This window comes from Paenibacillus sp. GXUN7292 (genome assembly GCF_050864975.1).
Lineage (GTDB): Bacteria > Bacillota > Bacilli > Paenibacillales > Paenibacillaceae > Pristimantibacillus.
In genome coordinates this window covers 1-20,008 of the sequence record NZ_JBOZWO010000029.1, presented here as the reverse complement: position 1 = coordinate 20,008, position 20,008 = coordinate 1, and the positions used below count along the sequence as shown (strand labels likewise).

18 protein-coding genes and 9 tRNA genes are annotated in these 20,008 nt (G+C 42.4%); 4 read left to right on the top strand and 23 right to left on the bottom strand.

Annotated features, from left to right (window positions below; all coding sequences use genetic code 11):
- Positions 1 to 85: 85 nt before the first annotated feature.
- The 11 genes from ACRRU2_RS20465 to ACRRU2_RS20415 form a co-directional block, all read right to left on the bottom strand.
- Positions 86 to 742, bottom strand: coding sequence for a phosphatase PAP2 family protein (locus ACRRU2_RS20465; RefSeq protein WP_432504564.1), 657 nt, complete (start codon positions 740 to 742; stop codon positions 86 to 88).
- A 16-nt stretch (positions 743 to 758) separates the two neighbouring features.
- On the bottom strand, positions 759 to 1,883 hold the full coding sequence (locus tag ACRRU2_RS20460) for an FtsW/RodA/SpoVE family cell cycle protein (protein ID WP_432504562.1): 1,125 nt from the start codon (positions 1,881 to 1,883) through the stop codon (positions 759 to 761).
- A 30-nt stretch (positions 1,884 to 1,913) separates the two neighbouring features.
- A complete protein-coding gene (gene ftsW, locus ACRRU2_RS20455; protein WP_331701596.1) occupies positions 1,914 to 3,038 on the bottom strand; it encodes a putative lipid II flippase FtsW in 1,125 nt (374 codons plus the stop codon).
- Positions 3,039 to 3,240: 202 nt separating this feature from the next.
- The gene (locus ACRRU2_RS20450; RefSeq protein WP_331701595.1) at positions 3,241 to 3,942 is read right to left on the bottom strand and encodes a histidine phosphatase family protein; all 702 of its coding nucleotides are present in this window, start codon (positions 3,940 to 3,942) and stop codon (positions 3,241 to 3,243) included.
- A gap of 82 nt (positions 3,943 to 4,024) precedes the next feature.
- Positions 4,025 to 5,089: a YheC/YheD family protein gene (locus tag ACRRU2_RS20445; protein ID WP_432504559.1), complete on the bottom strand. Its 1,065-nt coding sequence runs from the start codon at positions 5,087 to 5,089 to the stop codon at positions 4,025 to 4,027.
- Positions 5,090 to 5,099: 10 nt separating this feature from the next.
- Positions 5,100 to 6,056, bottom strand: a complete 957-nt coding sequence (locus ACRRU2_RS20440) for an NAD-dependent epimerase/dehydratase family protein (RefSeq protein WP_432504557.1) — start codon at positions 6,054 to 6,056, stop codon at positions 5,100 to 5,102.
- The gene (locus ACRRU2_RS20435; RefSeq protein WP_432504555.1) at positions 6,053 to 7,384 is read right to left on the bottom strand and encodes a UDP-glucose dehydrogenase family protein; all 1,332 of its coding nucleotides are present in this window, start codon (positions 7,382 to 7,384) and stop codon (positions 6,053 to 6,055) included. Before ACRRU2_RS20435 ends, ACRRU2_RS20440 begins: the two co-directional genes overlap by 4 nt.
- Before the next feature lie 30 nt (positions 7,385 to 7,414).
- Complete coding sequence (locus tag ACRRU2_RS20430; RefSeq protein ID WP_432504553.1) at positions 7,415 to 8,185, bottom strand: GT-D fold domain-containing glycosyltransferase; 771 nt, start codon at positions 8,183 to 8,185, stop codon at positions 7,415 to 7,417.
- Positions 8,182 to 9,015 (bottom strand): glycosyltransferase family 2 protein, encoded by an 834-nt coding sequence (locus tag ACRRU2_RS20425; protein ID WP_331701590.1) that lies wholly within the window; start codon positions 9,013 to 9,015, stop codon positions 8,182 to 8,184. Before ACRRU2_RS20425 ends, ACRRU2_RS20430 begins: the two co-directional genes overlap by 4 nt.
- Positions 9,016 to 9,031: 16 nt before the next feature.
- Positions 9,032 to 10,108 carry a glycosyltransferase gene (locus ACRRU2_RS20420; RefSeq protein ID WP_432504551.1) on the bottom strand — a complete coding sequence of 359 codons (1,077 nt, stop codon included), beginning with the start codon at positions 10,106 to 10,108 and terminating at the stop codon, positions 9,032 to 9,034.
- Between the two features lie 2 nt (positions 10,109 to 10,110).
- Entirely contained in the window at positions 10,111 to 11,121 is a 1,011-nt protein-coding gene (locus ACRRU2_RS20415; RefSeq protein WP_432504548.1) for a phosphotransferase, read from the bottom strand.
- Positions 11,122 to 11,352: 231 nt separating this feature from the next.
- On the opposite strand from ACRRU2_RS20415, the gene ACRRU2_RS20410 reads away from it, so the two are divergent.
- Positions 11,353 to 12,126: a glycosyltransferase family 2 protein gene (locus tag ACRRU2_RS20410; protein WP_432504546.1), complete on the top strand. Its 774-nt coding sequence runs from the start codon at positions 11,353 to 11,355 to the stop codon at positions 12,124 to 12,126.
- Positions 12,123 to 13,208 carry a glycosyltransferase gene (locus ACRRU2_RS20405; protein ID WP_432504544.1) on the top strand — a complete coding sequence of 362 codons (1,086 nt, stop codon included), beginning with the start codon at positions 12,123 to 12,125 and terminating at the stop codon, positions 13,206 to 13,208. Before ACRRU2_RS20410 ends, ACRRU2_RS20405 begins: the two co-directional genes overlap by 4 nt.
- A gap of 86 nt (positions 13,209 to 13,294) precedes the next feature.
- On the opposite strand, the gene ACRRU2_RS20400 is transcribed toward ACRRU2_RS20405, so the two are convergent.
- Positions 13,295 to 14,368 (bottom strand): glucose-1-phosphate thymidylyltransferase, encoded by a 1,074-nt coding sequence (locus ACRRU2_RS20400; RefSeq protein ID WP_432504542.1) that lies wholly within the window; start codon positions 14,366 to 14,368, stop codon positions 13,295 to 13,297.
- A 174-nt stretch (positions 14,369 to 14,542) separates the two neighbouring features.
- On the opposite strand from ACRRU2_RS20400, the gene ACRRU2_RS20395 reads away from it, so the two are divergent.
- Positions 14,543 to 14,881: a L,D-transpeptidase gene (locus tag ACRRU2_RS20395; RefSeq protein WP_432504540.1), complete on the top strand. Its 339-nt coding sequence runs from the start codon at positions 14,543 to 14,545 to the stop codon at positions 14,879 to 14,881.
- Positions 14,882 to 14,968: 87 nt separating this feature from the next.
- Here the strand turns inward: ACRRU2_RS20395 and ACRRU2_RS20390 are convergent, their stop codons facing one another.
- Entirely contained in the window at positions 14,969 to 15,223 is a 255-nt protein-coding gene (locus ACRRU2_RS20390; RefSeq protein ID WP_331701583.1) for a hemolysin XhlA family protein, read from the bottom strand.
- Positions 15,224 to 16,248: 1,025 nt separating this feature from the next.
- Here ACRRU2_RS20390 and ACRRU2_RS20385 point away from each other — a divergent pair.
- Positions 16,249 to 16,635, top strand: a complete 387-nt coding sequence (locus ACRRU2_RS20385) for a WGxxGxxG family protein (RefSeq protein WP_432504538.1) — start codon at positions 16,249 to 16,251, stop codon at positions 16,633 to 16,635.
- Positions 16,636 to 16,857: 222 nt separating this feature from the next.
- Here the strand turns inward: ACRRU2_RS20385 and ACRRU2_RS20380 are convergent.
- The 10 genes from ACRRU2_RS20380 to ACRRU2_RS20335 all read right to left on the bottom strand — a co-directional run bounded on the left by ACRRU2_RS20380 (position 16,858) and on the right by ACRRU2_RS20335 (position 20,001).
- Positions 16,858 to 16,931, bottom strand: a tRNA-Gly gene (locus ACRRU2_RS20380).
- 10 nt (positions 16,932 to 16,941) lie between these two features.
- Positions 16,942 to 17,018, bottom strand: a tRNA-Pro gene (locus ACRRU2_RS20375).
- Between the two features lie 19 nt (positions 17,019 to 17,037).
- A tRNA-Arg gene (locus tag ACRRU2_RS20370) sits at positions 17,038 to 17,114 on the bottom strand.
- 6 nt (positions 17,115 to 17,120) lie between these two features.
- Positions 17,121 to 17,195 (bottom strand) — tRNA-Gly (locus ACRRU2_RS20365).
- Between the two features lie 317 nt (positions 17,196 to 17,512).
- Positions 17,513 to 17,597: transfer RNA gene (locus ACRRU2_RS20360), tRNA-Leu, on the bottom strand.
- Between the two features lie 164 nt (positions 17,598 to 17,761).
- Complete coding sequence (gene aspA / locus ACRRU2_RS20355) at positions 17,762 to 19,174, bottom strand: aspartate ammonia-lyase (RefSeq protein ID WP_432504640.1); 1,413 nt, start codon at positions 19,172 to 19,174, stop codon at positions 17,762 to 17,764.
- A gap of 97 nt (positions 19,175 to 19,271) precedes the next feature.
- Positions 19,272 to 19,356 (bottom strand) — tRNA-Leu (locus tag ACRRU2_RS20350).
- A 380-nt stretch (positions 19,357 to 19,736) separates the two neighbouring features.
- Positions 19,737 to 19,821, bottom strand: a tRNA-Leu gene (locus ACRRU2_RS20345).
- A gap of 24 nt (positions 19,822 to 19,845) precedes the next feature.
- Positions 19,846 to 19,921, bottom strand: a tRNA-Lys gene (locus ACRRU2_RS20340).
- 5 nt (positions 19,922 to 19,926) lie between these two features.
- Positions 19,927 to 20,001: transfer RNA gene (locus ACRRU2_RS20335), tRNA-Gln, on the bottom strand.
- Positions 20,002 to 20,008: the final 7 nt, after the last annotated feature.

The window sequence follows — 20,008 nt, the reverse complement described above, 5'->3', positions numbered from 1 at the left end:
ATCAGTTATTGACGTTTACACTTCTACTATCATACTACAAAACAGAACAAGGTTGAAGCCCTCTGGCTGTCCCTTTCTTGACCAATTACCTTGTCTTGCCATTCTCCTGCCACCATTGATAAACCCAAATTACAAGCGAGAGCCACATTCCGCTTGCCAGTATTCCGCCTGCAATATCGCTAGGAAAGTGAACGCCCAAATAGATTCTGCTTACCGCAATCATAAAAACAAAAAGAGCGGTAATACCGATGATCAGCGCTCGCAGAGCGACTGTAGAAGCGTGGCGCCACAGCAAGAAGGCTACCGCACCATAAAGTGCCAATGCAGCCATTGTATGACCGCTAGGAAAGCTAAATCCTGTCTCCTCAATTAAGCGATGCACCTCAGGGCGCGCGCGATGAAAGATTAGCTTCAATACTGTGTTAAGCAAGGCAGAACCGCCAAGTACAGCACAAATAAACAATAGTTCATTTGCTTTGCGAAATTTAGCATATAAAATAGCCAGCACACCAAGCGTAATTAATATTGTAAATTTCGTCGAACCAACCGTTGTAAAAAACATCATAATCGATGTAATCTTGTCCGCCTCAAAGCCCTGAATATAGGATGCTACACTTTGATCCAGTCTATTATCAGGCTGCAGGGCCACAAAAGCAGCAATCACTGCAAAGCCTGCAAGAAGCAGCCAAAATACATAGCGCTGCGTCGTCCTTTTGTCGCTAATCGACCGATATTGCTGCACGTCAATTCCCTCCAGCTTAATCTATAACAATTTCATTTTTATGAACGGCAACACTAAGCACAATTCCGATTGCGATCATATTCGTTAACATCGTGCTTCCGCCATAACTAATAAACGGCAATGAAATACCGGTAAGCGGCATTATGCCAACATGCATGCCAATATTTACAAAGATCTGAAAGACAAGCATGCCAATAATGCCAATCACGATATAGGAGCCTGCCAAATCTCTGCTCTCATTACTGACGATAATCATTCGGTACAACAGCAGAAAAAACAAAAACAAAAGCACCGAGGAGCCGATAAAGCCGTATTTCTCTCCCACTGCTACAAAGATGGAATCCGAGTAAACGTAAGGAATAAAGCCTTTTTGAAAAAAGTATCCGGAATCTCCGTTCAAGCCTCCCGAACCAATAGCAATTAAGGCATTGTTCACATGCCAGGACTTGTCCGGATCGCTTGCGGGATCTATAAAGGTTTGAATGCGGTCCATCTGGTGCGACTTGACTATCGAGGCCAGCAAATCGTAATTATTATGGAAGAGCCAAAATACGGCAACAATAGCGGCTGCGCCTAAACCTACACATAATGCCATATAGATCATCCTGACATTGCCCATCCACAGCATGCTGAGCATCATCCCTAAAAACACAAGCGCTGTCCCAAGATCAGGCTGCTTGTAAATAAACAATACAGGCACCAGAAATACAAGCAAAATAGGAATAATATCCTTCCCAATTTTCAATTGCTCTCCCTTGCGCCGATGCAGCAAATGAGCCACTAATAAAATCGTGCAAATTTTGGCGAGCTCCGATGGCTGAAATTCAAATCCGCCTAGATTCAGCCAGCGCTGGGCGCCATTTTTGTTCTCGCCAAAAAAATGAACGGCAACCAACAAAGCTACACCTATGCCGTAAAAGCCATAGGCGAGCTTGCTGACTATAATCCTGTAATCAATAAGCGCAATACAAAGCATGGGCGCGCAAAACAATAAGAGCATAATGAAATTTTGAATATGCAGATTATGTAAGTTAGTCCCCACTGTAGCTTCATAAATAGCCATTGTACCTACAAGGCCAAGCGCAAAAGTTATAAGCAAAATGAGCATGTCGAGCTTTTTTATTTTATTAACTATAAACATAGTCTATCCTCGTCTATTTCTATACTTGGACTATTGCTTCAGCTCCTGCTTCTTGCGAGTAGCTTGTCTGGAAATGCTGAGCAATATTCCTGTACTAGCCATACTAAGAATAAGCGATGTTCCGCCATAGCTTATAAAGGGCAATGTAACCCCTGTAATAGGCAGGCTGCCGGTTACCGCGCCAATATTCATAAGGAACTGAATGGAAAACATGGAGCTAATCCCGACTCCTAATAGAAGTCCAAAGGAATCCTGGCTGGATAATGCAGCTCGGAAGCCGCGCCATATAAACAATAGAAACAACAGCACAAAAAAAGTAGAACCAAGAAAACCAAACTCCTCTGCTATTACAGAGAAAATAAAATCTGTATGCGCCGCTGGCAAATAAAACAGCTTCTGCACACTCTGGCCGAGTCCCGTTCCCGTCCAGCCGCCATGTCCCAGCGCAGATAACGATTGGCTTAGCTGATAGCCGTCGTCGGATAAATCTTCCATCGGGTTAAGGAATGAAGTGATACGTTTCATCCGATATTCTGAAGAAACAGCTAATATTACGAAAGCAGGAATAATAGCAGCCGCAATAGCAAACAAATGCTTAAAATTAGCTCCGCCTACAACGATGATACTGCCTGCTATAGCCGACAATATCAACATCGTGCCGTAATCCGGCTGTTTGTATACAAGCCCCAGCACCAGTCCCATCACGATAAAAATAGGGATAAGACCTCGTTTGAAGGAGCGGATCTTTTCGCCTTTTTTGCTAATAATTGCTGATAAATAAACAATAATGGAAATCTTAGCAAACTCCGATGGCTGGAAGCTGAATCCCCCAACTGCAAACCAGCGCTTAGCACCGCCGGCCACATTACCGATCACAAGTACTAAGCCAAGCAATAGCAACGCTGTCAGGATCATAGGAGGCGCGAACTTTTTCCAGGTTTGAAAAGGAATTCGCATACATACCAGCATCGCAATCAGCCCAATCCCTGCAAACATGACCTGCCTGTTCACATAATGCCATGGGTTGCCATAATCCTTGAGGCCAAGAGCTGAGCTGGCGCTAAATATCATCACAAGACCAAAGCAAACTAAGAAAAACGCAATAAATAACAACAAAAAATCCGGTCTGCCAATTGGCCTGTCTTGATTATCCATCCGTTAATAACACCCCCTGCAAAGCAGAACAAACATAAAATCTGTTCCTATTGTAACACAGGTTTAACCTCTGATAGAAGTTAATAGAATAAGAGCCTGCATACAGCTGCCAACCGGATGATATGCCCTCGGTCACAAAAGAAAAGGACAGTCCCCGGCATCTTCATGATGACTAATGGGACAGCCCTGCTTCCTAGCATTACTAATCTGTATTGGCAACAATGCCTTGCTTGCTTATCGGCAAACCCACTTCATATAGGTGAGAAGTATCTCCCCAGCTGAGGCAACGCGGTACTGCAAATTCTTCAGAGCGCTCATCCAGCAATATAGTTGTTACGGAGCTGGGCGCCATCGAGAAGCCAGCCCATAAGCGAGGCAGCGGGAGCTCCAGCAAATGTGAAAGCCAGGTAATGCCAAAGCCTAAATGGCAAAAGACCGCTACTTGCTTCTTGTTCGGCTTCACCATGCGATATACGCCGTCCTCTCTAAAGTAACCAAGGGACGCCATAAACTTATCCGATTCTCCCTGGAGATTAATATACTTGGATAGAAAATTATCCTCCTGAAAAGCCTCGAACTGATGCCAGTTGTCTTCATTCGGCAAAGGCCGCTGTCCGCGGATCCATTCTCCGTCGGTATTCCATATTGACCGCTTCACTCCCGACTTATCGGTAACCCTCCAGTCCAGCTCTGCCATCCAGGGCTGGATTGACGGCGCAATCTGCATTAATTCAGACGTGTACTGCATCGTATACAAAGCTCTTGGCACTGGTGAGCTGTAAATCTCATCTATTCCCATACGCTGCAGCCGTCTCGATAGCGCCTGCGCTTCCAAATGGCCTGCAGCAGTAATTGTATCTCTCTCATAATCCGGATCAGCATGACGAATAATATATAGTCTCATAGTATATCTATCTCCCCAGCACTATTATTTGGTGAACATAGTATACCATAATTTGTATGGTAATAAATGTTTTCTACCCGCTTCAATTATAATAGCTGCCCTCGCTATTTCTCACCAAATAAGCAGCATAATAAACAGGATTAAAAAATGTTTTTTTCCACTTATCCCGCTCTCCCGCTTCGCGGAATGTAATTCTCAAATCACGAAAGTTGACTTCAATGAGCCACGGATGCTGATGTTCATCAAGTGCGATATCGATCCCCAAATCGGCGATAGTCGGCAGATTAGCTTCCAGCGTTACTGCGATATTTAATCCAAGTGCCGCTACATGCTCCTCAACACGCTTCCCATTCCAGCCCCATGCTTCAAACAATTCTGATGCCTTGAATGACTTTCCTCCGCAATGCAGATTAGTCACAACCGCCCCTTTTTGAGCTACCCGTCCAACCATTCCTACATATTGCCACGCGCCATCCTCGTCTTTTTGGATCGATACGCGAAAATCAACCGGCTGTTCCTTGTAGGTCATAAGCGAGATGCCTTGCTGCACTAAATATTTATATTTGCGCTTTTTAACAAGCTTAACAATTTTTTTAACACTCGCTCTTTTATGCTTCGTTTTACCACGCATATTAATATCAGCTATACAATCGCTTTTCTCTTTTCTAACGCGAATAATCCCAGTGCCTACAGATGACGTCGTTGGTTTGAGATACAAACAGTCATAATTGCCAAGCAAGTTTTTGAGCGAGTCTTTGCTAACCTCATCCGTTTCCGGCAAATACGGCAGCAAGTGCTTATTTGCAGCCAAAATACGATGAACATGCAATTTAGACTCTACATTATGCTCATTGAATACGATGATGCCCAGCTTCTTCAACCGCTGAATCACGCGCTTGGTCAGCGAGTCATTTGTCCTCGTCCGATTTATAATGACTGGCGGCAGCCGATGCATGGAGCGGACCGTTCCCACTCCATCCCAGCTTGTAACCGTCCTTTTCGCCCAATTAATATCTGAAAGTGAAAAGAAGATTACCTTTTCTCCTGCCTCGCTAGCTGCCTTAATATAGAAAGCTGGTTTTTCAAAGCTTTGCTTGCCTAGCATTAAAGGACGCAGCAGCGACCTGGGGTACAAAATTCCGATCATTGCCGCTCACCTACTTTCTTTCCATACGATATAAGTCAGAAATATATTTCCACTGTCTAGCTAATCCCTCATCTAACGTAACAACAGGTTTATAATTCAGCTCAGCCTGTGCAAATGAAATGTCAGCGCGTGTAGTGAAAGGATCTCCTGGTTGCTCATCTACATAATTCAGCTGCAGATTCCTGCCGCATAACTTTTCGATCTTATGAAGCACCTCATTGACAGACGCTGTTTCCACGCCTCCGATATTAAATACAGTACCATGCTTGCTGCAATTCATTGCGCTAATATTGGCGGCAACTACGTCATCCACATAAGTGAAATCGCGTGTTTGTTCACCGTTGCCGAAAATCGTTAAAGGCTCATCTAGCAAAGCTGCCTTCATGAAGCGATGAAAGCCCATATCCGACCGCTGTCTAGGTCCGTAAACGGTAAAGTATCTCATCGCCGAGAACGGAATTCCGTACTCTTTGTAATAAAGCGAACATAGCTGCTCACCCGCAAGTTTAGTCAGCCCGTAGGGTGAGATCGGCCTGGTCGGCGATTGCTCAGAGCTGTATGACTCATCGCTTCCTCCATAAACGGAGGAAGAAGAGGCATATACAAGCTTTTTCAAGCCAGAAGCTTTTTTGCACGCCTCTAGCACTTTTTGAGTAAGCAGAACGTTAGCTTGCAAATAATCGCTGAAGGAAGCTCCCCAGCTATTTCTTACGCCTGCTATGCCGGCAAGGTGAAAAACCGCATCTGCATCGCAAATATATTGCTCCAGATCAGCATCCAGCAAATTAATGTCATGCCATTTAAAGCACGGGTGGTTCAACACAATTTTCAGATTGTCCTGTTTAATGCTCATGTTAGACGAGCGGTCTAAACAATCCAGCCCTATAACCGTATGGCCGCTTCCTAGCAACGCTTCACTTAAATGAGAGCCAATAAAGCCTGCTGCGCCGGTAATGACAATATTCATCCCTGCCCCCTCCTTGCTACGCCAGAATAGTGCCAGCCGCTTAGACGCATTTGCTCGGGATCAAGAAAATTCCGTCCATCGAATAAATAAGCCGATGCCGCTCTCTTCCCCCAAGCCTGCCAAGGATAATCCTTGAAGGCCGGCCAAGGCGTAGCCAGCAATACCGCATGAATGCCATCAGCAGCTTCCTCATTTAAAGCTGTCACCTTAACTCGCTGCTTGTGAACATCATCCATTGCTTTCGTCCACTTAATTTGATCCGGTGAAAAAACTGTAGGGTCAATAATCGTAATCTCATCTACCCCTTTCTCAAGCAAATGCTCAATTAAGCGTATACCGGCAGACTCGCGCTGATCATCGGTATCTTCCTTAAAAGCAACGCCCAGCACTAGCACTTTCTTTCCTTTAAGCTCAAGAACAGCTTCCATTTTTCGAACAAACCAGCTGATTTGTGTTTCATTGATATGCTTCACCTGCTCAAGCAAATTAGCGCCTACGCCATTTTGCTTGGCAAAAGCAATTAATTCGTCTACATCTTTCGGAAAGCAGGAGCCGCCGTACCCAAGACCGGCCTGCATATAGCTCGGCGTAATGCGCGGATCCATCCCCATTCCTGCTACAACGCCCTCAATATCCGCTCCTACTTCATCCGCCAGACGCGCTATTTCATTAATATAGGAAATCTTCGTCGCCAAAAACCCGTTTGACGCATACTTAATCAGCTCCGCAGTTTCATAGCTGCAAGTGAAAAAAGAAGTAGGCAGAGGAGCATACATTTCTTTTATCTTCGCCATTGCTGCTTTGTCCTCGCCTCCGATTACTGTTCTTGCCGGATGCAAGGAGTCGTGGAGTGCTTTGCCCTCACGCAAAAATTCAGGGTTAGATATAATACTTATCCCCTGATGGCGTTCGCCCATTTTCTCTTTCATATATTGTTTGATCCACCGATTAGTGCCAAGCGGCACCGTGCTTTTTGTAACGACAATTTTCGGTTCATCCGCATGCTCGGCAATCATATCCAGCACCTGCCGGACGTAGGTAAGATCGGCCTTCCCGGTTAATGTGGAAGGTGTCCCCACGGCTATCATCAGTATGCTGCTCAGCTTAACTGCTTTTTTGCTGTCAGTTGTAAATTGGATTTTCTTTTTACTTAAAGCCTCCTGAAGCAAGCTATCCAGTCCCGGCTCCATAAAAGGAAGAACTCCATTGTTTAGCTTCTCTACTTTTTTGCTATCAACATCCAATCCAATCACATCATGGCCAGTATAAGCAAGCACCAGAGCAGTCGTTGTGCCGACATATCCAGAACCAATTACTGTTACCTTCAATTCACCCATCCCCCTAATAAAATGACTTGATTATTTTGCTTTCGGGTCCCATGGACGGACTTTATGATTGCCGCTTATCATAAATATTGCCGATTTGCCAAAATCGATCGCGATTCGCCCTTGCTCCTCAGCCAGCCGCTGTGCCAAAATTACCGCGCTAACGCCAGCAGAAATAAATACAATGTCGCATTCGACAGCTTTCATCTTCTCAAGCACTGCTGGTATCTCTCTATAATTGTTCATACGTATCGCTTTAACAAAGCTAATATCAAAGTCTTTATACTTTTTGCCTACCAAATTTTTGAATTTATTAGCCCAGCGTGAAATAACAACTATTCTTTTACTCCTGAGCGTTTCCCAGAACAACGGATACTCGACCATATGGCGATTAACAAAAGTATGGCAAAGCTGCTTGGGATGGATATTGTACTGCTCAAAGCAGCGCTGTGTGAGCGAGAGCAGATGCCCCTGCTTTGCTAAAATCTCCTTATCTTTGTAATAGGGAATGCCTACAATATCCGCTTTTTTAATAGAGGTAATCAGCTCATCGCGAAGCCTGACATTAGGCAGCCGTACCCCTTTCCAGTTCGTGCTTCTCGACAGTCTGGCCCAGCGTGTTGATAATACTTTGCGAATCGGCCATACCTTGTATTGGCTTAAGCATAAATTTTCACCGTCGCCAACACGCACTACGGATAATGGCCTTCTCTCTACAAGCGCCTCTCCAACCTTTTCAATAACCTCCATTGTGGTCAGCATATCCTCGCTCTTTTGGCTGCTTTTCGGGACATCTGTAATCATTTCTTTATCAATCTCCCTACCTTTAATCGTCCGCCTACCCATACAAATTTGGCCTTATACTTATTTCCCCATCTTTTTAATGCCGACTTATAAAGATATCTCGTTACCTTTGCGTATTTCAGCCGATTTTGCTTACGTGAATTATTGCTCTTATGCTTGAGACGGTTATACAACGTCCGGTCAACCCGTTTAAATTTAAATTTACCCGCAAGCTTTAACAGTATTTGCCGATCCTCGGCATAACGGCCTTTTTGCGGCACCTTATGCGACCAGCCGCCCATCTTCCGAAGAGCTTCCGTACGATAAAACCGCGGATAAATCATGTCATGATACGTAATAAACTGATACTTGCCAGTAATCGTTTTTTTTCTTTTTTTGCCTACATAATGCAAGCGGTTAGAACCTGCCAGCCGCCATATTTTTTCATGCCCATATACCACTGCTGTTCTGGAGCTGGAGCTCTCCATCTTTTTAAGACAGGCTTCCAACGTATATTTCTCATACCAATCGTCAGCGTCCAGCTGTGAAAAATACTTGGTGTCTACTAGTGACAAGGCATGATTTAAGGCGTAGCAAACTCCCTTATTGCCTTTTAGACGGACATAGCGAATTCTAGAATCCCCAATATATTTTTCCACTACTGATTTGGTATTGTCCTTTGATCCATCATCTACAATTAGCAGCTTCCACTGCCCCATCGTTTGATTCAATATACTATCGATTGCTCTCGTAATAAATTTGGCGCGATTGTAGGTCGGGATCACTACGGTTACCAAGGTGGACTGTTCCATCCTTTCATCCACCTGTTCCGTGTCATGATTATCATTCATACCTATCAACTCTCTTCTATTTGTTGTCTCCCATCAATTCTTTGTAAATGTCCTCCAGCATTCTAACCTGCTTGGAAGAATCAAAGCTATTTTCAACCTTTGCTCGTCCCTTTTGCCCCATTTCTCTGCGAACGGATGGATTTTCAATTAAATACATAATCTTTTCGGCTAGCAGCTTAACGCTTTTTTCAGGAACTAATAGTCCCTCGCTTTCATCAGCAACGAGTTCCGGAATTCCGCCGTGAAGCGTAGACACAACCGGCAGCCCTGTCGCCATCGCTTCCTTAATTGCATTAGGAATTCCCTCCTGATTGCCTTCCTTTGTAGTGACACTTGGCAGACAGAAAATATCTGCTTGGCTGAGCATTGCAGACATTTGGCTATGGGTAACAATGCCTTCCAGCTTTACATATTTTTTTAGGTTCAATGCTGATATGAGCTCTGATAATTTGCCTCTTTCCGCTCCCTCGCCAACAATAATTAGACGGGATGTCGGATATTGAACGACTACTTGCTTGAATGCTTTTAATAAATAACGAAAGCCCTTCTTTTTATGAAGCCGTCCAACCGCTATAATGACCACATTTTCCGTTTTAAGATCCCGCTTTAAATAGGTGAATTTTTTCAAATCGATTCCGCTGTACATCACATTGATTTTGTTTGGAGGACATCCCCAGTTAATGAGCTTCTGTCTCATATGAAAGGATGGGACCGTAAACCGGTCGCCTATTCTAAACAATCGCGGAAGCTTTCTATGATATAAATTTTTCCTGCTTCTTTTTACAGGCAAATCAAATCCGTGAAAGGAAGTCAACATTGGCAGGCGAGTCCGTCTTTTCACCTCCATTAAACGGACGCCTGCATTACCGAAGCGAGCATGAATTAATTTGATTTTTTCTTGCCGGAACCTTTTTATAATATTGTTTGTGCCGCGGGATAATTTTCTAATATCGGAGTATGGAAATCGGTCGAGGTTCATTTTTTTGCGAGAAAAGACAATCGGTTTAACCGTATTAATATTTTTAAGCTCTTCGTAAATAAAGGTTTCAGATGGAGGAAGATATCGTGTTCGGACAAATGCGATTTTTTTCAAAATTATCCCCCCGTGCCTTGATTATTTGAAAAGTATTTTTCGTAGACATACGCTGCTTTTTTCTTTTCTTGTTTCAGTCTGTGCTTGAGTTCCTTGTTTTCCATCCCAATATATTTTTTCTTGCGAAGCAGACGTTCAAAAATATGAGGAAACATGAAATCAATCAAAACAAGTTTTTTAATTTCAGAGGATAGCTTATGGTAACCCTCATATTTCTCCAGCATGCCGCTGAACGTTTTCCCTTGAAAGGAATGATTTTTACTATACATGCTGAATAAGCGAAGCAAATCCTTGGAGGGCAAGTCATACCGAACATCCTCAAAATCAATCAACACTTTTTCATTTTTACTATCGATGACGTTATTACTATGCAAATCTCCATGCACCAGGCTCTTGGCTGAAGCTTCACTGTTGAAATAACTTTCATATCGGCTGTTCTGCAGCTCCTGCAGCGCTTTGTAAGCCATCTTCTGAAAGAAGCCAATATACTTCTTAATTAAAGGCGCATTGCCGCTATCGGATGATTTATGCTCTTTAGACCACTTTCTCATCGTTTTTATTCGTTCCTTGTATTCGTTCTCCCAATGCTCATGACCGTATATTTTCATATCATCAGGATATTGAAGCTGCTTTGAAGCTTGATGAAAACGAGCCATCGCTTCAACAATAGCCTCCAAATCTTCCTGATTGCGCAATGAGGCGCTTTTGCCGTCAATCCATTGATACAGCACATAAGGGTTTTTATTATATTCCATTAGCAGCTCGCCGTTATGGGTTAAAACTGGTGAAGCCAGCTTGACACCTCTATCGGCCAACAGCTGCTCTGACTTAGCAATAAACTGCTGTCTAGCCCGCGTCAAATACAAATTTTTTAGAGCATACTTCTTACCGTTGTTAGTAACAATTTGAACGACAAGGCTAGAGTTCTTTACATTTTTAATGACTTTCCACTTTTTTATTTTGAAGCCGTAATCTTTCTCCACATTCCTTTTTAAAGCTTTTATAATCTCCACCTTCCTTCACATCACTATTAATCTTTTTTACTAGATTATGCATATTGCTTTAAAAATCTTGGGCTAATACTTCTTCTTGCAAAAAAATAAGTGTGCTAGATGCATCAGTCTATACCCTTTCTACCAAAGGGTCATAAGTTAGAAGGAAGAGCAATTATGCATAAGGGAGGGCTACCGTCATTTAAGGGATCTGAAAAAAATGAAAGGAAATGAATAGAGGAGGACTTCAATTTGTCCACACAGGCAGAAAAGTTAGAGCAATTAAGTAACGACGTTACAGATAAGAGAACTCAGAATATAAACGAGATGCCTTTCTTTAGCGTTATTATTCCAACCTATAATCGGCAGCGGTTTATAAAACGAGCGATCATGAGCGTCTTAAAGCAAACCTGCAAGGACTATGAAATTATTGTTGTAGATGACGGATCTAGAGATAGGACCAAACAAATTGTCAGCCTATTTGGAGCTCAGGTTCGATATGTCTATCAAAAAAATCAAGGACCTTCCGCAGCTAGAAATACAGGAATTCGCTTGGCTAAAGGGAAATACATTGCATTTTTGGATTCCGACGATCGCTTCCTTCCTCGTAAGCTGGAGAAAAACAAACAATTTTTAGAGGCGAATCAGGAAGCCATGTTTCTGTACAGCTGGTATTACGAGGCTCGAAGAGGGCGCAAAAGACGTGTCAAGAAAGTAAAGAGCTACAACGATATGCACAAATTACGCAATCGCTTATATAAAAGATCGATGATGATTCGGACCTCTACCGTTGTTGTCCATCATAGCTGCTTCAATAAAATAGGATTATTCAACCCGTCCTACCGGTACTCTCAGGATTGGGACATGTGGCTCCGTTTGGCATGCCACTACAAAGGCTATTGCCAAAAAAAATATTTGGCTGTATACCGCAGGCACAGGCGCAAAAGAATACCCGGCAGCAAGCGTCATAGTCAAATCAGGAAAAATGCCAATAAAATATTTAAATGGGAAGGTGAACACCGATGACAAAAACCCCCACAATTTTGCACCATAAACATTCCATGGAGGATGGGCATGTATCCCAGCAAATAATAAGTGTTGAAGGGTATCGCGGTCTTATGATGATTGATAAAGCTTCAGAAATTCGAAAAAAATCTCCACACAAGACGATTCTTCTCTTAAAAGCAATCAAAGCAAAGCCCGCACTTCTAAAAAAATCAAATGTAGTTGGGGTTCATATTCATCACGGATCATTAGCTCCAAAATTTCAGTTTCTAAAGCTTAAACATAAGCTTCCCCTATTTGTCAGCTTCCGTGGCAATGATGCCACTGCCTATCCTAAGAAAAAGAAAAACTTAAGCCGTTTAAAACAGCTATTTAAAACCGCTGACCTATTTTTCCCAGTATGTCATCATTTAAAAGAAACCATTATGGAGCTTGGTTGTCCAGAAAGCAAAATTCGTGTATTGTATGGCGGATTAGATTTAGATCGGTTTGAATATCGTGCACGTAAATTTGATGCTAATAAAACGATTCGGTTTTTGGCAGTCGGCCGTTTTGTCGAGAAAAAGGGCTTCACTGATCTCTTACATGCTTTTGCAGAAGTGAAAAAGTATTATAGCAATATCAAACTGACCCTAATCGGCAAAGGCCCTCTTGAAAGTGAGTATCGTAAGCTGATCAAAAAATATAGTATTCAAAAAAATGTTGAAATTATTCCCTGGGTAAATTACAAAACTATTCAGGAGCAATATTATCGCGCCCACATCTTCTGTGCTCCGAGCTGTACCGATAAAAATGGCAATCAGGAAGGAATTCCCAATACTTTGAAAGAAGCAATGGCAACAGGATTGCCTGTTATTTCAACTACTCATGCAGGTATCCCCGAGCTAGTGACAGACAGAGTATCAGGACTGCTCGTTCCTGAAGGAGCTATTAGTAAATTAACAGATGCCATGCTATGGCTGATTGGACACCCCGAGCGTTGGGAAGACTTTGGAACGAAAGCGCGTGAAAAAATTAATACCGACTTTAACCTAAAGATTCAATTACAAAAGCAAAAACAATTTTACGAGGAAATATTGCACCAGCAAAAGAAAAAATATTAGTCCAGGATAACCGGATCAAAACTTATATATATTTAAAAAATGGCGGTTCAGGTATCGTATTCCTGAACCGCCGTTCGTTCTTCCCTTTATTTTGGAAAATTGATTAAAGTATGATCTCCCATCCACATATGAATGCGATTTGGTATTTGTGAGCTGCCCATCATCTTCACATCTCCGCCTATCAAACTTTCATCGATGCGATGCGGGATCTCATTAAGCACCGTATTTTCCATCACAATGCTGTTTTCCAGCTCACAGCTGTTCATCGTTACATTTTCAGCAATCGACGTAAAAGGACCGATATAACAATTTTCAATCGTTGTATTTGGACCAATAATTACCGGCCCGCGGATGACACTATTCACTATTTTCGTATTTTCTCCTATTATGGCCGATATCGAAACGCTAGAGTTTGAGTCTATCATTCCCTTGTTGTTTATCCCTTTTATTTTGCTTAAATAATATTGATTGCAAATAATTAAATCTTGAGGAAGACCTGTATCCTTCCACCAATAAGGCGAGTGAAAAATGCCAAGCTGGTATTGATCATCAATAAGCTGCTGTATCGCATCTGTTATTTCATACTCTCCTCTAGCTGAAGGTACAATTTTGGCAATCGCATCATAGATAGCTTCCCTAAACAAGTAAACGCCATTAATAGCCAAATTGCTTGGCGGATTCTTTGGCTTTTCTACAACTTTACTAATCTTATTACCACTCATTTCTACCACGCCAAATCGCTCCGGATGCTCAACAGGGCTGACGGATACTAGCCCGTCCAAATTATCACTATAAAATTGATCAATTAGCGGCTTTAAAGGACCATCTATAATATTATCTCCAAGGTACAAAATAAACTCCTCTGACTGAGTAAATGACCTTGCTACACTTACTGCATGCGCTAAGCCCTTAGGCTCATTCTGTTCTATCAACTCAATGCGTATATGAGACGGAATTACTCGCTGCAGCGCCTCAGCAAACACCTTTTTAAAGCTGGGAGACACTACAATTCCAATTTCCGTAATTCCAGCTTCTATCATAGATTCAATTCCATAGAATAGTACCGGTTTATTTATTAATGGCAATAAATGTTTAGGTCTGGAATAAGTTAACGGACGCAGCCGCGAGCCCATTCCAGCACACAATATTAAACCTTTCAATTCAACCCCCCCCCTAGAATGTAGTTTTTATAATATGAACAAGTAATAGCATTATATGAAAATATTGTTTCTATCGACACTGCATATGTCATGTAGCATCGCCAATATATAGCTAATCGCACCTTCATCTACCGCCTAACATAAGCTAACTACAAAAAGGAGGCGATATTTTACATGCCTAATTACCGTATCATTGTTGACTTGTCAGACCGGAAACTTTATTTGCTCGATAACGACGTCGTTGTAAGAGCTTTTCCAATCGGCATTGGCAAAGAGTTGACCCAAACCCCACAAGGGGAATATACCATTATTAATAAAGCTCCTAACCCTGGCGGACCTTTCGGGGCATTCTGGATGGGATTATCAAGGCCTCATTATGGCATACACGGTACTAATAATCCTGCTTCCATAGGGTATGCTGTATCCCATGGCTGCATAAGAATGCATAATCAGGATGTTATTCAGCTGGCTAATCTAGTGCCCATAGGTACGCGTGTCACCATTAGATCGTAGTGGGAACGAGAAATAGAAGCCAAGTCCTTACGAGGAAACTGGCTTCTTTTATTTGGCCGTATATGAGGCGTATGTTCGATTACCAATCTAAGGATTTAGGCCCCCGCTAATAATAAAAGCTGCAATCGCTAATATAACAGCACCTACAGCGGTACGCCACAGCCATTTTTGAGTATCCTCGATTTTGTCCAGTCTTTGATGTGCCTGCTTTGCCGACGAACGAGCTTCAACAGCCGTTTCATTTGCATGTATAGCCCGATCCAGCTTTTGATTCATACCATCAACAACCGTCTCAACTCTTGTCAGTCTTTGTAATACTTCTGTTTGTGTATCTTCCGGCATACCTTTCCCCCCTTAAGTAAATTTACAATATATGTTTCTATAACAAATATGTTTCTATAACAATTTATGCAAAGTTTTTTGAAGTGATTGGACATGCTACAACAAGGGGGAAAAATAATGAATATGCCCTTGCAACAAAAAGTCGTGCGACAATTCGGGCTTTTGAAAAGTACACAATGAAGAATACACGATGATGAATACACGATGATGAATACACGATGATGAATGTAAAAATGTTTAAGTGCTCGCAGCTGGCGAGATTAACAATTCATAGTGGATGATGCAACTAGCAACAGAAGTGGTGACACTGCGATGCCATCGCACTACGATCAAGTTTGAGCTTGCTACCGCTGTTGTACGCCAGTTTTTGGGCACCTATAAAACTCTAATGGTTAAGATTGGCCTATAAAGTCGGATGCTACCTCTTCTCCAATCCCAATCTTGCTCTCCGTTACATTTTTCTTTTGCTTACCAAACGTGCTCACAATAAATGAACATGGTCACACGTTCCGTTATTTGCCTAAAAACCACCATTTTCTTAATTACGCGGACACACATTCCGCTATCCGGCTCTAAACGGGACTTTTTCTTCGATTTATTGGCCAATAGCGGAACGACTGTCACTTTACCTCCTCAAAACTGCGATTTTGCGCCAAATAGCGGAACGACTGACCATCTATTGAAGTTGTACATTCCTTGCAAACAGGGCAACAAGCAATACATATGCTGGTTGATCTGGTTGATACCAGCCTCTGCATTCATGCGATACACGTCAAGAGTTTTCCAATTAAGTTTCCTCAACAAACTGAGAAAATGCAGTTAGCTTTGGCGCGTGAGTACTCCTTCCACAAACAGAGTTTGCCATTGTTGCAAAGTATTCGTTTCGTTTTTCGCTGCCTGAACAACTACACAATTTAAAAATGTTTAATCTCAATGATCCTGATTTACAATAATAACCACTGAATATTCAATTTATAATACGGGAAACTTATCTTTGTACCAAATAAAAAACAAGGAGAATACGCATGAGAAAATTTTTCACAATTGCCTTTGCCTTTGCGATATTGTTATCTTTACTGTCTGTCCCAGCCTATGCACTGACAAATGACCAAATGACTCAACAAACCAATGTTAGAAAAAATGATGGTACACCATTGAACAGCTTTATTCCAAATGACGTAACGAACACGAACAATTACAGAACTAACAATGTAACAAATGATCGTATGAACAAGAACAATTACAGAACTAACAATGTAACAAATGACCGAATGAACACTTATGGACTAGATGGAAACAACTATCGTACAACCGCTGTTGATAACAATCGCAATTTTAACTGGAGCTGGCTTGGATTGCTTGGCTTAGCGGGATTATTTGGATTAAGAAACCGCGAAAGAGAACGTTCGTAACAGATTTAACCAGGTTTAACCCCCTAAGGAATTAGGGGGTCTTTCGGGTTTAAGTAGATAAAAAACTTGAGAAATTTTTCGACTTAATGGAAACAGGAGTTAGGAATAAGTAAGTGTAATTTGTTCTCTAGTTTCCCCCCTGAGCACTAATTAGTTTAGAGTTTGTCGAATTATAAAAACAAAAAAAGCCTTGCTGTGCAAGGCTTGTTAGCTCCGTAATTATGGAGCGGGTGATGGGAATCGAACCCACGCTATTAGCTTGGAAGGCTAAAGTTCTACCATTGAACTACACCCGCATCTTATAAATGGTCGGGACGACACGATTTGAACATGCGACCCCCTGGTCCCAAACCAGGTGCTCTACCAAGCTGAGCTACGTCCCGTAGTAAATCCTGAAAAGAATGGCACGCCCTAAGAGATTCGAACTCCTGACCTTTTGATTCGTAGTCAAACGCTCTATCCAGCTGAGCTAAGGGCGCACATTATGGAGCGGAAGACGGGAATCGAACCCGCGACCCTCGCCTTGGCAAGGCGATGCTCTACCGCTGAGCCACTTCCGCATAACGTTTCGCTTCAATTTCATTATCGTAGCGACAAGTAATAATATATCATCTTCACGCATGAATTGCAACTATTTTTATTATTTTTTTCAAAAAAAATTTCAACAGTTTTACCAGCTTGAAATTTTCTAGGAATTCATGAAAAAACACTTAGCAAAATCAGCAAAATCATAACTTTTTAAAGCTTAATTACTGGTATTTAGTTGCTCCGTCGAAAGCATGAAATAAACACTGAGATTAACTACAGCACCTCATCGATTTATTTTAGAAATAAAAAACTCTCATTCCGATAGGTTTGAGAGCTGTCATTTATGAAGTGGTGCGCGTGAAGGGAGTCGAACCCCCACGTCGTTAGACGCCAGATCCTAAGTCTGGTGCGTCTGCCAGTTCCGCCACACGCGCACATTTGGCAAGTTAGTCAAAAGCCAATAGGCGATGAGCTAACATTAATATTATGCCAAGTTTTTCGGGAAAATGCAAGTCTTTTTTTAAGAAATTATCAACAAAGATTTTCCAATAACAAAAAGGAGAGAAACCAACAGCACCTGCTCCTCTCCTTATCACATTTATTTCAGCAGCTGCTTCCCAGATATGCCCGGCTGCGTCATTTGGAATGCATCTAAAATCACATCCAGCTCTTGCTCGGTCAGCACTTTATATTCTAGGCATAACTCACGTACAGGCCGACCGGTTGCTATCGCTTCCGATGCGATTTTTGCTGAAGTCTGATAGCCCAGATAGGGGTTAAGCGCTGTAATGATGCCTACGCTGTTATCAACATAGCTTTTGCAGGTTTCTGCATTTGCGACAATGCCTTCCAAGCAATGCGTACGGAATACTTTGAACACATTATTCATTATATCCAGGGATTGCAGCAAGTTAAATACCATAACCGGTTCCATGACATTAAGCTCAAATTGTCCTGCTTCCGAAGCGAGTGAAATCGTATGATCATTACCGATTACTTGGAATGCCACTTGATTTACTGCCTCACATATTACAGGGTTAATCTTGCCCGGCATAATTGAGGAGCCAGGCTGGCGCGCTGGCAAGTTAATTTCTGCAAGGCCTGTACGCGGCCCCGACGCCATTAATCTTAAGTCATTTGCTACCTTGGACATATTTATCATACAAATTTTTAAAGCAGCTGATACCTCGGTATAGGCATCCGTATTTTGAGTTGCATCAGGCAGGTGCTCGGCATTTTTAAGCTGATAGCCGCTAATCTGAGCCAATATTTCAACAACTCGCTTAATATATGCAGGCTCAGCATTCAGCCCCGTACCAACCGCTGTAGCGCCCATATTGACCTCCAGCAGGTTGTCTCTCGTCTTGGCAATCCTTTTGATATCCCTGTTTAATACACGGCTGTAAGCCTCGAATTCCTGTCCTAGACGAATAGGCACGGCATCCTGGAGGTGAGTCCTTCCCATTTTGATAACAGAATCGAACTGGCCGGCCTTAAGCTGGAACGTTTGATGCAGCTCCTCCATCGTTAAAAGCAGCTTGTCCACTAATGATAAAATAGCTATATGAATAGCCGTCGGAAAGCTGTCATTCGTCGATTGGGCCATATTAACATGGTTATTAGGATGAATGATCGTATAATCGCCTTTTTGACCGCCTAGAAGCTCGATTGCGCGATTGGCGATCACTTCGTTAGCATTCATATTAATTGAAGTGCCAGCGCCCCCTTGAATCGGATCAACGATAAACTGTTCATGCCACCGACCTTGAATAATTTCTTCAGCAGCCTGAGCAATAGCTTCTCCCGTGTCTTTGCTCATTTGCTTTGTATCTACATTAGCTAGCGCCGCAGCCTTTTTCACCATCGCCATCGCAGTAATTAATCCTTCATGAATACGATATCCGGTAATTGGAAAATTATCTACGGCTCTCAAGGTTTGAACACCGTAATAGGCCTGCGCAGGAACTGATTTTTCTCCTAGAAAATCTCGTTCAACCCTTACTAGCTCCATTTGTTTAAGCAACTCGTTCTCCTCCTGAACTATTGTGCACATATGAAAAAAACTCTTTGGATTAATTAAAATGTCCAAAGAGCTTAATTATCATAAGTGGTGCGCGTGAAGGGAGTCGAACCCCCACGTCGTTAAACGCCAGATCCTAAGTCTGGTGCGTCTGCCAATTCCGCCACACGCGCATATTGCATGCAATCAAGTGAATGAAGCATGTTTTAATAGAACATTAATATAATACCGAATATAATCAAAAAATGCAATACCATTTTTCTTTTTTTCGATTAAAAATTTATTCCAACTATATACTTCCAGTTCTTCGTTATCCGTCCAGTAATTGCTGGGGTTTCGAGAAAAAGCAAACTTTCTCCTCATCACCTCGCAGACGCTCCATTGCGCCACGCTATCTTAGTATGTACATTTTATCCATGACAGCTTAGCGAACGGCCTAGAAAGCCAATAGCGCTCTCTGTACACATATGATGTGTCACCGCTTAAATCATAAAATCGCAGCAAAACAAAAAACTCTCCGGATGAAGTATCCAAAGAGTTTGATTAGCTGTAGTGGTGCGCGTGAAGGGAGTCGAACCCCCACGTCGTTAAACGCCAGATCCTAAGTCTGGTGCGTCTGCCAATTCCGCCACACGCGCACATTACAATATGACCAGTAAAACTGGTGAGCCATGAAGGACTCGAACCTTCGACTCCCTGATTAAAAGTCAGGTGCTCTACCAACTGAGCTAATGGCTCATAAATGGCTGGGGATCAAGGATTCGAACCTTGGAATGACGGAGTCAAAGTCCGTTGCCTTACCGCTTGGCTAATCCCCAACAAGGG